The sequence below is a fragment of the Luteitalea sp. TBR-22 genome, assembly GCF_016865485.1.
In the GTDB taxonomy this organism is placed as follows: Bacteria; Acidobacteriota; Vicinamibacteria; order Vicinamibacterales; family Vicinamibacteraceae; genus Luteitalea.
In genome coordinates, this window is record NZ_AP024452.1 from 878,374 (window position 1) to 891,861 (window position 13,488).

Consider the following 13,488-nt stretch of genomic DNA (forward strand, 5'->3'; position numbering starts at 1 on the left):
GCTCAGGGCTCACGGTTCAGGGCTCACGCGATGCGGAAGGCCGAAGACGACGTGGGAATTCCGGAGTAGCGCCCAAGAGAAAAGGCCCAGGGGGTGATGCCCCTGGGCCTCGAGTCGTCGAGCGGTGAACGGCGATTCGTCCGGGTCTGTTCTCGAGCCCTGAGTCCTCAGCCCTGAGCCGCGAGAATCAGCTAGAAGCGCTGCGCGCCGCCGGTGGTGTTGGTGGTGCGGTTGGTGCCGGCGACGCTGGTGGTGGTGCCGGCCGCCACGTTGCCGGTGCCGGTGGCCGAGCCGAGCGTGACGTTGCCGGCGCCGGCGCCGGCGATCGAGGCTTCCTGCGCGGCCTCGAAGTCGACGCGCGACTTCTCGAAGTCGAGGATGGCGCGCTGCTCGTTGTTGCGGGCCTGCGCGAGGTCACGCTGCGCCTGCAGCACGTTGAAGGTCGTCGAGAGGCCGACGCCGAACTTCTTCTGCTCGGCCTCGAGCCGTCGCTCGGCCAGGGTGCGCGCGGCCTGGGTGCTGCCGACGCGCTTCAGGTTGGTGTTGACCTGCCGACCGAGGTCGCGGACCTGCTGGACGACCTGGCGCTCGAGGTCGCGGAGCTGCAGCAGCGTCTGCTCGTTCTGCAGCACCTGGCGCTCGAGGTTCACGCGGTTGCCGTTGCGCCCGATCGGGTAGCGGAAGTTCAGGCTGACCGACCAGGTCGGGTACTCGAACTGCAGCACGTCGCCGAGCACGTCGCTGTACGGGCGGGTGTCCTCGCTGACGATCGGTCCGGGCTGCAGGCCGTTGCCGGGGCCACGCGTGATCACCGTGCCGCCGAGGCCGGCGAGTCCGTAGTTCACGTCGGCCGAGAGGCTGGGCAGCACCTGGTTCTTGAAGAAGCGGGCACGGATGTCGTTGCTCTCGATCTGCTTGCGGGCCTGCTGCAGGTCGAGGCGGTTGGCGATGGCCTTCTGCACGGCCGCGTCGATGTCGACCGGCGAGGTGGCCAGCGACGGCCCGTCGGCGGTCTCGAACGTGGTGTTCCAGAAGTCCGCGGTGCGGGGATCGAGGATCAGGGCGCGCAACTGGTCCTGCGCCTGCGCGAGCGTCTGCTCGGCGATGATGACCGTCTCCTCGTTGGCGGCCACCTCGGCCTCGGCCTGCACGATGTCGATCGGCGCCATCGTGCCGACCTCGACGCGCTTGCGGTTGTCGCTGAGCGTCTGCCGCGAGAGCTCCAGCGTCTGGCGCTGCACCTCGAGCGCCGACTGTGCGACCACCAGGTCCCAGTAGGCGTTCTTCACCGCGCGCACCGTGCTCACCACGGTGTTGCGGAACTGCATCTCGCTGATCGCCTGGTTGTTCTTGCTGATCAGGATCTGCTGCCGCGTGCTGTCGATGGCCCGGTTGGCCAGCAGGGGCTGCGAGAACGAGAACGTGAAGTTCCCCTGCGTGCTCGGGTTCAGGGTCGCAAACAGGTTGTTGTTCTTGTTGCGCGTCGCCTGGTAGCCGAGCGAGTAGTTGCCGCCGGTCGGCAGGAACTGCTCCACCCCGAAGTTGCCGAACACCTGATCCTGCTGGAACGACTGCGCGTTGCCCTGCAGGAGCGTGTTGACGGGCTGCTCGAGGCTCTGGAAGAACAGCTGGCTCGTGAGCGCCGGCAGCCACGTGCCGTAGGCCTGCGCGACATCCAGCTCGGAGATGCCAGGGTTCATCTTCTGCACCTGGAGCGCCACGTTCTGCTCCAGCGCCATGGTCACGGCCTCGTCGAGCTTCACGCGACGGACCGGGCCGGTCGCCGCCATGGGCTGGGTCGACACCGCCGGCGCCTGCAGCAACGGACCCTGCGCCGAGGCCGTCGCCGCGACGAAGGTCAATGACAGCGCCACGAGGCCGCGCCGGAAGGGGTGGGGAACCGATGGGATCACGGACGTCAACTCCATCTCCAGGGAGAACAGCTCGAACCGGCCGTCCGGGACGATATGGTGATGTCCGGGGATGCGGCCGAACCAATAGACGGATTCACCGGGATCCCGGTTCGGCGCGGAGTATATCGTCGGCGCCGCCCCCGACCCCGCGTCCGGCCTGACGCGCACTTTCCGGCCTGATTGGCAATTGCTGTCCGGAAATGCACAATGCCTCGACGCTCCGGGCCCGCATCGCGTCCCCGCCGGGTCCCGGCCGTCTTCCATCCCGATGACGTCGTCGCGCCCGCCCCTGCCGATTGCCGCCGGCCTGCTCGGCACCGCCCTGGTCGTGTCCACCCTCCTGGTGCCGCTCGCGGCCCAGGCCCCGGCGGGGCCCACGGCGGCCGGAACGGCCACGAAGGCGACGTTCCCGCTGACGGTCGACAGCATCATGCGCGGTCCGGCGCTGGTGGGCTACCCGCCCTCGGGCCTGCGCTGGTCGGGTGACGGCGCGCGCCTGTTCTTCGAATGGCAGGACCGTGGCGAGGACGAAACCGCCACCTGGGTGGTCGGCGCCGACGGGGCCGGCCTGCGCCGCCTGACCGACGAGGAACGCAAGGCCGCCCCGCCCGTCAACGGCCAGTGGGATCGCGCCCGGCGTCGCGTGCTGGCGGCCAGCCGGGGCGACATCGTCCTCATCGACACGGTGGCCGGCACCCGCACCGAGCTGACCCGAACGGCCGGCGCCGAGTCGTCGCCGCGCTGGAGCCGTGACGAGTCGCAGGTGACCTTCGTGCGCGACGGCGGCCTGTTCCTCCTGCCGCTCACTGGCGGCGGGCTCCGCCAGTTGGTCGAATCCGGCCCGAAGGCCCCCGACCGGAAGAAGACCGACAGCCAGCAGACGCTGGCTACCGAGGAGGCCGACCTGCTCGCGCACGTCCGCGAGAGCAAGCGCCGGCGCGAGCGCGACGAGGCCAGGCGCGAGAAGGAGGCCCTCCCGAAACTGGAGCTCAAGGCCCGCCAGTCGGTCACCGACATGCAGCTCGATCCGTCGGGCCGCTACGTGTGGGCCATCGTCACCGAACGCCCCGACGGCGCCAGGACCGCCGACGTGCCCGACTACGTCACCGAGTCGGGCTACGTCGAGTCGCTGTCGGGCCGCGCCAAGGTCGGCGACCTGCAGTCGAAGGCGATGCTGGTCGTCCTCGACCTCGAGGCGCGGAGGTCGACCTGGGTCACCCTTCCCGCGGCCGGCGGCACGGAGAAGGCCCCGCGTGAACTGCGTTGGGGCATGCCGCAGGTCTCCGACGACGGCGCGGTGGCCGTCGCGTCGGTCCGGGCGGCCGACAACAAGGACCGGTGGCTGGTGAAGGTCGAGCCGGCCACCGGCGCCGCGACCGTCCTGGACCACCTGCACGACGAGGCCTGGGTCCGGGAAGGGTTCGGGCCGGGGTCGGCGAGCTTCGGATGGCTTCCGGGAGGGCATCGTCTCTGGTTCACCTCCGAGAAGACCGGGTGGCAGCACCTCTACACCCTCGACGCCGACGGCCCCGGGACGCCTACCGCGCTCACCTCCGGGCCGTGGGAGGTCACCGACGTGGCGCTCTCGACCGACCGCCGCACGTTCTTCCTGACGACCACCGAGGTACACCCCGGCGAGCGGCACCTGTACGCGCTCCCGATCGACGGCGGCCCGCGCACCAGGCTGACGGCGCGCACGGGAGGCCACCTCGGCGAGGTCTCGCCCGACGGCCGCACGATCGGGTTCGTGTTCTCCACGGGCAACACGCCGCCCGAGGTGTACGTCGGGCCATACGGCAGCAGCGCCGCGCCGGTGCGCGTGACCACGAGTCCCTCGCCGGAGTGGACGACCTACCGCTGGATCGACCCGCCCGTGATCACCTTTCCGGCCCGCGACGGCCAGGTGCTCCACGCGCGCCTCTACACGCCGGAGATGGTCGGCGCCAAGCGGCACGCGTCGCGGCCCGCCGTGATGTTCGTGCACGGCGCCGGCTACCTGCAGAACGCCCACCGGTACTGGTCGACATACTTCCGGGAGTACATGTTCCACCACCTGCTCGCCTCGCGCGGGTACGTGGTGCTCGACGTCGACTATCGCGCCAGCGCGGGGTACGGCCGCGACTTCCGCACCGGCATCTACCGTCACATGGGCGGCAAGGACCTCGACGACATCGTCGACGGCGCGAAGTACCTGGTCGCGAAGGAGAAGGTGGACCCGAGGCGGATCGGCGTCTACGGTGGCAGCTACGGCGGCTTCATCACGCTGATGGCGATGTTCACCACGCCCGACGTGTTCGCGGCCGGCGCCGCGCTCCGCCCGGTGACCGACTGGGCGCACTACAACCACCCGTACACGGCCAACATCCTCAACCTGCCGCAGTCGGATGCCGAAGCCTATCGCCGCAGCTCGCCGATCCACTTCGCCGACGGCCTGAAGGGCGCGCTCCTCATCTGCCACGGGCTGGTCGACGTCAACGTGCACGCGCAGGACTCGATCCGCCTGGCGCAGAAACTGATCGAGCTCCGCAAGGAGAACTGGGAACTGGCGCTGTACCCTGTCGAGGACCACGGCTTCGAGGAAGCCACCAGCTGGGCCGACGAGTACAAGCGGATCCTGAAGCTGTTCGAACGGAACTTGACGGGCCGGTAGCACACACGAGCGGCCTTCGGCCCTGGGCCTTGGGCCTTGGCAAAACTCCTCAGCGCTACCTGACCCTCAGCGGGCACGGTGCGCCGAATCCTGGTACGAAGGCCGACGGCCCAAGGCCCAAGGCCCCGACTCTGATGACTCCTGATTCCGTCCTCGCCCTCTTCCGCCAGCGTGGTGCCCTGCTCGAGGGCCACTTCGTCCTGTCCTCCGGCCTGCACAGCACCGGCTACCTGCAGTGCGCGCTGATCCTCCAGCATCCTGCCGATGCCGAAGCCCTCGGACGCGCGCTCGCCGAGAAGGTGAAGGCGGCCGGTCACCATGTGGATGTGGTGCTGTCGCCGGCGATGGGCGGCTTGATCATCGGCCACGAGGTCGGGCGGGCGCTCGGCGTGCGGGCGATCTTTGCCGAGCGCGTCGACGGCCGCCTGACGCTGCGCCGAGGCTTCCAGCTCCAGGCCGGCGAGCGCGTGCTCGTGGTCGAGGACGTGGTGACGACGGGCAAGAGCACCCTGGAGACGGTGGCGGTGGCCGAACAGGCCGGCGCGGTCGTCGTCGCGGCGGCCTCGATCATCAACCGCGGTGGTGGCGACGGCATGGCGATCCCCTATGTGTCGCTGGCCGAGGCGAAGTTCCCGACCTTTGCCGCCGACGCCATCCCCGCGGACCTGCGAGACGTACCGGCGGTCAAGCCCGGCTCCCGTCCCGGCCTGAAGTAGCGCGGTGCCTCGGGTCCTCCTGCGGGTCGCGTACGACGGGCGCGCCTACGCGGGCTGGCAACGTCAGGCCAACGCTCCGTCGGTGCAGGCCACGCTCGAGGCGGCGCTCGCGCCGATGGCGGGTGGCCCCGTGGTGGCCACCGGCGCCGGCCGGACCGATGCCGGGGTGCACGCCGACGGCCAGGCGGTCCATGTGGACCTGCCCGGCGACGTCGACCCCGACGTGGTGCTGCGGGCGGCCAACGCCCGCCTGCCCGAGGACATCCGGGTGCGGGCGGCCGTCCGCGTCCCCGACGACTTCCACGCGCGATTCTCGGCCACCGCCAAGATCTATCGGTACCGCTGGTTCGTCAGCCGCGCGGGGCACCCCGCCCTGGCCCCGACTCACTGGGTGCTCACCCCGCCGGTCGACCTCGCGGCGATGGCGTCGGCCGCGACGCGGCTGGCAGGCACGCATGATTTCGCCGCCTTCCAGTCGGTCGGCACCCCGGTCTCCAGCACGATCCGGACGATCCTGGGGGTGGACCTCAGGGTGCGCGCGCGGGGCGACATCGGCCTGCAACTGGAGCCCGGGGAGCACATCGTGGAACTCGATCTCCGTGGCGACGGGTTCCTGCGCCACATGGTCCGGGCCATCGCCGGCACGCTGGTGGACGTGGGCTACGGCCGTCGGCGTCCCGAGGAGGTGGGGCGCCTGCTCGAAGGCCTGCCGCGCTCTGAAGCGGGGCCCAATGCCCCACCGCATGGCCTCACGCTCGTGTCGGTGGAATACAGGTAGGGCGGCGTGTCCACCGTACAGGTAGGGAAGCGTGTCCACCGTACAGGTAGGGAAGCGTGTCCACCGTACGGGTAGGGAAGCGTGTCCACCGTACAGGTAGGGCGGGGTGTCCCACCCCGCCGTTAGTGGCTGACGGCGCGGTCGAAGACCGCGCCCTGCCTGCACGGGGTCGGAGATCGCCGCATTCCCCTGCCATCGTCCTGCCCCATTCAGGGGAGTAGAATGTTGCCCGGTCCATGGCGCTCGACGAACTCCTGAGCTGGCTGACTCCAGGCTCCCCGGACGAAGCACTGGCCCGGCGACTGGACTTCGACCGGCTGCCGACGCACGTCGCCGTGATCATGGACGGCAACGGCCGCTGGGCCGGGCGCCGGCACCTGCCGCGCGTCGAGGGCCACCGCGCCGGCACCCGCGCCGTCCGCGAGGTGATCGAGACCTCGGCCCGCCTCGGCCTGAAGTACATCACCCTCTACGCGTTCTCGGTCGAGAACTGGAAGCGCCCGGCGTCCGAGGTCGCGACGCTGATGGCGTTGCTCAAGCGCTATCTCCGGTCGGAACTGGAGACGCTGCTGGCCAACGACATCAGGCTCGAGGTCATCGGGCGGACACACGAGCTCGCGCCCGACGTCCAGCACGAGCTGCACGTGGCGATGGAGCGGACCCGCCGCAACACCGGCACGGTGCTGACGATCGCGCTCAACTACGGCGGGCGCGCCGAGATCGTCGACGCCGTCCGCACGGCAATTGCCGACGGCCTGCGGCCCGAGGACATCGACGAGGCGCGGTTCGCCCGGCTGCTCTACACGGCGGGGCAACCCGATCCCGACCTGCTGATCCGGACGTCGGGCGAGATGCGGGTGAGCAACTTCCTCCTGTGGCAGATCGCCTACAGCGAGATCTACGTCACCGACACGTTCTGGCCTGACTTCCGCCGCACCCACCTCTTCGAGGCGCTGCTCGACTACCAGCGCCGTGAGCGGCGTTACGGGGGGATCGCCGCGACGCCGGCCCACCCGGTGGCAGCAGGCCGGTGACGCGCGTCATCAGCGGCCTGGTGCTGCTGGCCCTCATCGTCGGTGTCTTCTGGTACCTCCCGCCGTGGGGCACGCAGATCTTTGCGGGCCTCGCCCTGGTGCTGTCGCTGCGCGAGTACGACAACCTGGTGCGCCTCGGCGGACTCGACGTCGTGCCTGGCGTCGGCGCCGTCCTGTCGGTGGTGATGTACGTCGCCCTGTTGTTCCTGCCGGTTGCCGCGACGCACGTCCTGCTGGTCGGGGCGGTGGTCGTCGGCGGCGCGCTGGTGCTCCGCGGCCGGGTCCCGGACCAGGCGGTCGCGGTCGCGGCGGCGATGCTGTTTCCGGTCGTGTACCTCGGGATGGGCGTCGCCACGGTGCCGCTGGTGCGCGAGGCGTATGGCGCCCCCGCCCTGATGACGCTGTTCCTCACCCAGATCGGCAGCGACACGGGGCAGTACTACGCCGGCCGGACGTTCGGCCGCGCCCCGCTCGCCAAGGCGTTGAGTCCCAAGAAGACGCGTGAGGGGGCGATTGGCGGCCTGGTGACCGGCGCGGTGGTGATGGTCGGCTTCGGGCGGCTGTGGCTGCCGGGCCTGCCGGCGTGGCAGCTCGCGCTGCTCGGCGTCGCGGTGGCCATCGTCGGCATCGCCGGCGACCTGTTCGAGTCCATGCTGAAGCGCAGCGCCGACGTGAAGGACTCCTCGAACCTCATTCCTGGCCACGGCGGCATGCTCGATCGCATCGACGCGCTGCTGTTCACGATGCCGCTGTACTACGTGGCGTTGCAGTGGCTCTGGCCGGCCGTCGCCCGCTGATGATCCGGCTCGCAATCCTCGGCAGCACCGGGTCGATCGGCGTGAGCGCCCTCGACGTCGTCGCGGCGCACCCCGACAAGCTGGAGGTCGTGGGCCTCGCGGCCGGCGGCAACGTCGCCGCGATGTGCGCGCAGGCTGCAGTCGTGCGGCCCCGCGCCATCGGGATGGCGAGCGATGACTCGCTGCGACGCGTGCGCGAGGCGCTCCCGGCCGACGTCGGGTCGGCGGTGGAGCAGTGGGAGGTCGGCCGCGAGGGACTCGCGGCGGTGGCCACCCACCCCGACGTGGACGTCGTGCTCTGTGCCTGTTCGGGCACCGAGGCGCTCGAGGCGGTGCTTGCGGCGATCGAGGCCGGCAAGCGGATTGCGCTCGCCAACAAGGAAGTACTCGTGATGGCCGGCGCGCTGGTGATGGCGGCCGCGCGTGCCCGTGGCGTCGACGTGCTGCCGGTCGACAGCGAGCACAACGCGATCCACCAATGCCTGGCCGGGCACCCGCGCCAACACGTGCGACGCCTCGTGCTGACCGCGTCAGGGGGCCCGTTCCGCACCACGCCGGTCGAGGCGCTCGCCACGGTGACGGCGGCCGACGCCCTGAGCCACCCGACGTGGAAGATGGGGCGCAAGATCACGGTGGACTCGGCGACGATGATGAACAAGGGCCTCGAGGTCATCGAAGCCCGCTGGCTCTTCGACATGCCCGCCGATCGGATCGACGTCGTGATCCACCCGCAATCGGTGGTGCACTCGATGGTCGAGTTCGAGGACGGTTCCCTGCTGGCGCAGCTCGGCGTCACCGACATGAAGCTGCCCATCCAGTACGCGTTCACCTGGCCCGACCGCTGGGAGAGCCCGGTGCCACGGCTGGACTGGCGGCAGGGACTCGACCTCCGCTTCGAGGTCCCGGATCTCGACCGCTTCCCGTGCCTGCGCCTCGCCTACGAGGCCCTGCGCGCCGGCGGGGCGGCGCCGGTCGTGTTGAACGCGGCCAACGAGATTGCCGTAGCGTCATTCCTGGAGGGCCTGGTGCCCTTCACGGGGATCGCCGCGACCGTGGGGGAGGTGCTCGAGGAGGCGTCCGGACGGACGCTCGACGCCGCTTCCCTCGCCGCGATCCGCGACGTCGATGCCTGGGCGCGGCAGCGGGCTGCCGCCAGGCTCGGCACGATAGAATCCGGACGAGGCCTCATCGCGTGACCAATCTGTGGGCGTTTCTCTTCGTCCTGGGCGTGCTCGTGTTCGTGCACGAACTGGGACATTTCCTGCTCGCGCGCTGGAACGGCGTGCGCGTGCTGACGTTCTCGCTGGGCTTCGGACCGAAGCTCCTGAAGGTGGTGCGCGGGGGCACGGAGTACTGCATCAGCGCGATTCCGCTCGGCGGCTACGTGAAGATGGCCGGCGAGACCCCGGACGACCCCCGCCAGGGGGCGCCCGACGAGTTCCTGTCCAAGACCAAGTGGCAGCGGTTCCAGATCCTGATTGCCGGGCCGCTGATGAACCTGCTGCTCGCCGTCGGGCTGATGACGTTCGTCATCTGGAACGGCGCCACCGAGCCGGCCTACGAGCAGCGGACGCCCGTCGTCGGCCGCGTGCTGCCGGGCTCGCCGGCCGAGAAGGCGGGCATCCGCGCCGGCGACGTGATCCTGTCGTTTGCCGACAAGGACGTCTCGACGTGGCAGGGCCTGCAGATGCGGGTCGTGCCCCGCGCCAACCGCGAAGTGCCGATCGTCATCAGCCGCGGCGGTCAGCGGCAGCAGCTCACCGTGGTGCCCGAGGCGCAGACCAAGTACGAGATCGGCGACCTGGGCATCTCGCCGTCGGTGCACCCGGAAGTGGTGCAGGTGCAGCCGGGGAGCGCCGCCGAGGCGGCCGGGCTCAAGCCGAAGGACGTGATCCTGTCGTTCAACGGCACCGACACGACCGGCTTCACGCTGCAGCAGATGATCGGGGAGATCAGCAAGCGCGCCGGCCAGCCGGTCACCCTCGGCATCCTGCGCGGTGGCCAGAGGCTCGAGGTGCCGGCCACGCCGCGTGACCAGGGCGGGATCGGACGGCTCGGCATCAACCTGAGTCCCTTCGAGACGGTCACCATCCAGCCCGGCTTCGTGCAGGCCATCGGCCTGAGCGTCAAGCAGAACTGGGAATGGACGGCGATGATCGGCGAGATGCTGGCCGGCCTGTTCACGGCCGAGACCTCGCCCAAGCAGCTGATGGGGCCGCTGGGCATCGCCGAGGTCGCCGGCGGCGCGGCGGCGATCAGCTGGGCCGCGCTCTTCGGGACGATGGCGATGGTCAGCCTGAACCTCGGCCTGCTGAACCTCCTGCCCATCCCGATCCTCGACGGTGGGCACATCACCATCCTGGCCATCGAGGGCCTGGCGCGCCGCGATTTCAGCATGCGCGTGAAGGAGCGGATGCTGATGGCCGGGTTCGCCGTCCTGATGCTGCTGATGGTGACCGTCATCTACAACGACCTCAGTCGCGTCGAATGGCTGAGTCGTTTGCTCAGGCGTAGCTGATTTTCGCGGCGGAGGCTCGTCCACCGTAGCCGGCCGCTCGTCAAACTGCCCATGACGATCCTCACCAGGCGTGCCCTGCGCGCGCTGATGCTGACGCTGTGGCTGCCCACGGCGGCGCTCGCCCAGACGGCGGGCGCCACCCAGGCCGACCTCGACGCCCTGCAGACCCAGCTGACCACGGTCGAGCAGCGAGTGGATCGGCTGAAGGACACCGATGCCACCAAGGCGGCCACGCTCGGGCGCGATCTCCAGCTGCTGCGCGAGGACCTGACGTACCTGCGCGTGAAGTTGCGTCGCGAGAACGCCCTGCCGGCGGCCGAGGTCGCCGCGGTCCGCGATCGCCTCGGCGCCATCGATCGCGAGGCGTCAGGGACGACACTCACGGTGGCGGCGCCATCGGCCCGGGCGGGGGAGATTGCCGTCGGGCAGGAACTCGACGCGCGGCTGCAGACACCCCTGAGCTCGCAGACGGCCGAGGTCGAGGATCGCTTCGAGGCCACGACGCTCGTCGATCTCTACCAGGGCAGCACGCTGCTCGTACCGGCCGGCTCGGTGCTGCGCGGCGTGGTGAGCGGCGTCGAGCGCGCCTCCCGCATCGACCGGCGGGGCAGCCTCACGCTGGCGTTCGACCAGATGACGGTCGACGGCCGCACCTATCGCATCCGCGGCTCGGTGACCCAGGCCCTCGAAGGGCCCGGCATCAAGGGCGAGGTCGGGAAGATGACGGCCGGGGCGGCCGCCGGGGCGATCATCGGCGGGATCCTGGGCGGGTTCCAGGGCGCGATGGTCGGCATCGCCGTCGGTGGCGGCGGGTCGCTGCTCGCGCTGCCGGGCACCAACGTCAAGGTCGACGCCGGCACCGTGCTGCGGGTCCGCTTCGACGCCCCGGTGGCGCTCGGCGCGGCACCGCTACCCGAGCCGCGCTAGAACATGCTGCGATGCCGCGACGCCCCTTCGGCTTCGCTCAGGGCAAGCGGGAACGTCGCAGACTTTGATCGCCTCGCGCATCGCCGCCAAGATTGACCAACGGCGCGGTCGGAGACCGCGCCCTACCCAGCTGTGGCGGTGTGCGGGATGCCTCGAGCCTTCGACATTCCGGCATCGCGGCATTCCCCGTGCTACCCCTTCGGCGCCTGGTAGGTGCGTCTGCCGCGCGCCACCAGGCCGGGCCGGTTCACGCGGACCTCGATCTTGTGCACCTTGCCGTCGGTCTTGGGCTCGAAGCCGAGCAGGTACTGGCTGTGGAGCTCCTGCGCGACGCGCGTGAAGGTCGGGCCGAGTTCGTCGGTGTCCTTCAGCTCGAAGTAGCCGCCGCCGGTCTCCTCGGCCATCTTCCGCAGCGCCCCGTCGGGCCTGGTGCGCATGCCCATCATCACCGACTGCAGCCCGATCCCGTAAATCATCACTTCCTCTTCGCGGGCGCGGCGCAGCACCTCGCCGAGGCCGCCGCGGCTCGCCGTGTCGGCGCCGTCGGTGAACTCGAGGATCACCTTGCGGCCCTCGATGTTCTTCAGCTCGTCGAGGCTGAACAGCACCGAGTCGAACAGGCGCGTCGGGTTGCCGAACTGCATGTCCTTGATGGAGGCGATGAGCAGGTCGCGGTCGCTGCTGAAGTCGCTGAGGAAGGCGATCTTGTCGTTGAAGTACCCGATGCGGCCCTTGTCCTCGGGCAACAGGCGGATCACGAACTGCTCGGCGGCCTGCTTGAGCAGCTCGAGGTTCATCGTCATGCTGCCGCTCGAGTCGAGCATCACGGCGACGGTGACCGGCTGGATCTGGTTGTCGAAGAGGACGATCGGGACCTTGGTCTTCTCGTCGTAGATCTCGAAGTCGCCCTGCTCGAGGCCGGGCACCAGGCGCTTGTTGGCGTCGGTCACCGTGACGTACACGGGCACGTTCTGCGCGCCCACACGGAAGGTGGGCTGCTGGGCCCGCAGCAGGCGGGTCGCGGCCAGCGTCGCAGGAACCGAGAGGAACAGGTCACGCCGGGTGATCATGGTTCTAGCCTAGCAAAGGTCGAGCATGCGGACGGGACGGCGCGTCTTGACGCCACCACCGGCGGCGGCGACACTGGGCGCCGATTCCATGCCGACGCCCGTCGTCTCCACCACGGGACGCGGCCTCCCTCGATGGGACGCCGCCGCGCTCGTCCTGGCCTGCCTCCTCGCGGTGGCCGGCCCGGACGCGTCGGCGCAACTGGGCGTCCGCGAGATGGCCGGCGCCCCGACCTACCGCGAACTGCTGCATGCCGGCGACGTCCTGCTGGCCTACGTGCAGCCCTCGCCCGCTGACGGCCTGGAAGGCGCCGCCCTGCGGCTCACCGAGCGCGGGCGCACCCGCGACATCTCGCTCGAGGGCTCGTTGACCGCGCGCCTCGCCCGCGGCATCGGGCGGGTGTGGTGGCTGCCCGACGCCCGTCGGGCGATCCTCCACGTCGATCCCGCCCACGATGCGGCCGGCCTGCTGATCGTCGACGCGGCGACCGACCGGGTGATCGATGCGGTGATCGGCCGCGACCTCACGCCCTCGCCCACGGGACGCCACTGGGCCTTCGAGGAGGACGCCCCCAGGCACGCCGCCGCCTGGCCCAACACCGAGACGGTCTACGCGATCTACGACGCGGCCACCGGCGCGGAGGCCCTCGCGCGGGCCTGTCCGACGGCCGACGATCGCTGCCGCGGCGAGGTGGTCTTCCTGCCGGACCGACTGGCGCTGTGCCACGGCATCGCGCGCGAGCGTGGGGGCTCCTGCCTCGTGCCGGGCCGCCTCCCGCGGCATGCCCGCCGGTCGCCCTTCTCGTGGTTGTCGCCGTCCGAGGTCGCCTGGGTCGACGTCGATCTCACGCGCGAGGAGGCCACGCTGGTGCTGGCGACCGTCCGCGAGGACGCCCCGGCGCGCGTCCACACCGTGCCGCTCGAACGTTCCCGCGTCATCGAGGACGTCGACCTGCCGCCCGTCCGCGAGGCCTGGCGCATCGATCGGATCACGCGCGACGGCGACCCGTCGCGCGTCTGGCTCCATTTCCGCACTCGCGTGCCGCAGGCGCCGCTGCAGCGCCTCGGCATCCGACTTTTCTGAGAGA

Annotated in this window: 11 protein-coding genes; 9 read left to right on the forward strand and 2 right to left on the reverse strand. The window is 70.5% G+C overall.

The window, feature by feature from the left end; all coding sequences use genetic code 11:
• Window positions 1–191: 191 nt before the first annotated feature.
• Entirely contained in the window at window positions 192–1,913 is a 1,722-nt protein-coding gene (locus tag TBR22_RS03610; protein WP_239491589.1) for a TolC family protein, read from the reverse strand.
• A 268-nt stretch (window positions 1,914–2,181) separates the two neighbouring features.
• Between TBR22_RS03610 and TBR22_RS03615 the strand changes: the two genes are divergently transcribed.
• The 8 genes from TBR22_RS03615 to TBR22_RS03650 all read left to right on the forward strand — a co-directional run bounded on the left by TBR22_RS03615 (window position 2,182) and on the right by TBR22_RS03650 (window position 11,333).
• Window positions 2,182–4,563, forward strand: coding sequence for a prolyl oligopeptidase family serine peptidase (locus tag TBR22_RS03615; RefSeq protein WP_239491590.1), 2,382 nt, complete (start codon window positions 2,182–2,184; stop codon window positions 4,561–4,563).
• A 134-nt stretch (window positions 4,564–4,697) separates the two neighbouring features.
• Entirely contained in the window at window positions 4,698–5,279 is a 582-nt protein-coding gene (pyrE, locus tag TBR22_RS03620; RefSeq protein WP_239491591.1) for an orotate phosphoribosyltransferase, read from the forward strand.
• 4 nt (window positions 5,280–5,283) lie between these two features.
• Window positions 5,284–6,057: a tRNA pseudouridine(38-40) synthase TruA gene (truA, locus tag TBR22_RS03625; protein WP_239491592.1), complete on the forward strand. Its 774-nt coding sequence runs from the start codon at window positions 5,284–5,286 to the stop codon at window positions 6,055–6,057.
• A gap of 236 nt (window positions 6,058–6,293) precedes the next feature.
• Window positions 6,294–7,091: an isoprenyl transferase gene (locus tag TBR22_RS03630; protein ID WP_239491593.1), complete on the forward strand. Its 798-nt coding sequence runs from the start codon at window positions 6,294–6,296 to the stop codon at window positions 7,089–7,091.
• On the forward strand, window positions 7,088–7,888 hold the full coding sequence (locus TBR22_RS03635; RefSeq protein WP_239491594.1) for a phosphatidate cytidylyltransferase: 801 nt from the start codon (window positions 7,088–7,090) through the stop codon (window positions 7,886–7,888). Before TBR22_RS03630 ends, TBR22_RS03635 begins: the two co-directional genes overlap by 4 nt.
• Window positions 7,888–9,084, forward strand: coding sequence for a 1-deoxy-D-xylulose-5-phosphate reductoisomerase (locus TBR22_RS03640; protein ID WP_239491595.1), 1,197 nt, complete (start codon window positions 7,888–7,890; stop codon window positions 9,082–9,084). The genes TBR22_RS03635 and TBR22_RS03640 overlap by 1 nt, the downstream gene beginning before the upstream one ends.
• Entirely contained in the window at window positions 9,081–10,406 is a 1,326-nt protein-coding gene (gene rseP / locus TBR22_RS03645) for an RIP metalloprotease RseP (RefSeq protein ID WP_239491596.1), read from the forward strand. The genes TBR22_RS03640 and rseP overlap by 4 nt, the downstream gene beginning before the upstream one ends.
• Before the next feature lie 51 nt (window positions 10,407–10,457).
• Complete coding sequence (locus TBR22_RS03650; protein WP_239491597.1) at window positions 10,458–11,333, forward strand: hypothetical protein; 876 nt, start codon at window positions 10,458–10,460, stop codon at window positions 11,331–11,333.
• A gap of 191 nt (window positions 11,334–11,524) precedes the next feature.
• Here the strand turns inward: TBR22_RS03650 and TBR22_RS03655 are convergent, their stop codons facing one another.
• On the reverse strand, window positions 11,525–12,403 hold the full coding sequence (locus tag TBR22_RS03655; protein WP_239491598.1) for a VWA domain-containing protein: 879 nt from the start codon (window positions 12,401–12,403) through the stop codon (window positions 11,525–11,527).
• A gap of 88 nt (window positions 12,404–12,491) precedes the next feature.
• Between TBR22_RS03655 and TBR22_RS03660 the strand changes: the two genes are divergently transcribed.
• On the forward strand, window positions 12,492–13,484 hold the full coding sequence (locus TBR22_RS03660) for a hypothetical protein (RefSeq protein WP_239491599.1): 993 nt from the start codon (window positions 12,492–12,494) through the stop codon (window positions 13,482–13,484).
• Window positions 13,485–13,488: the final 4 nt, after the last annotated feature.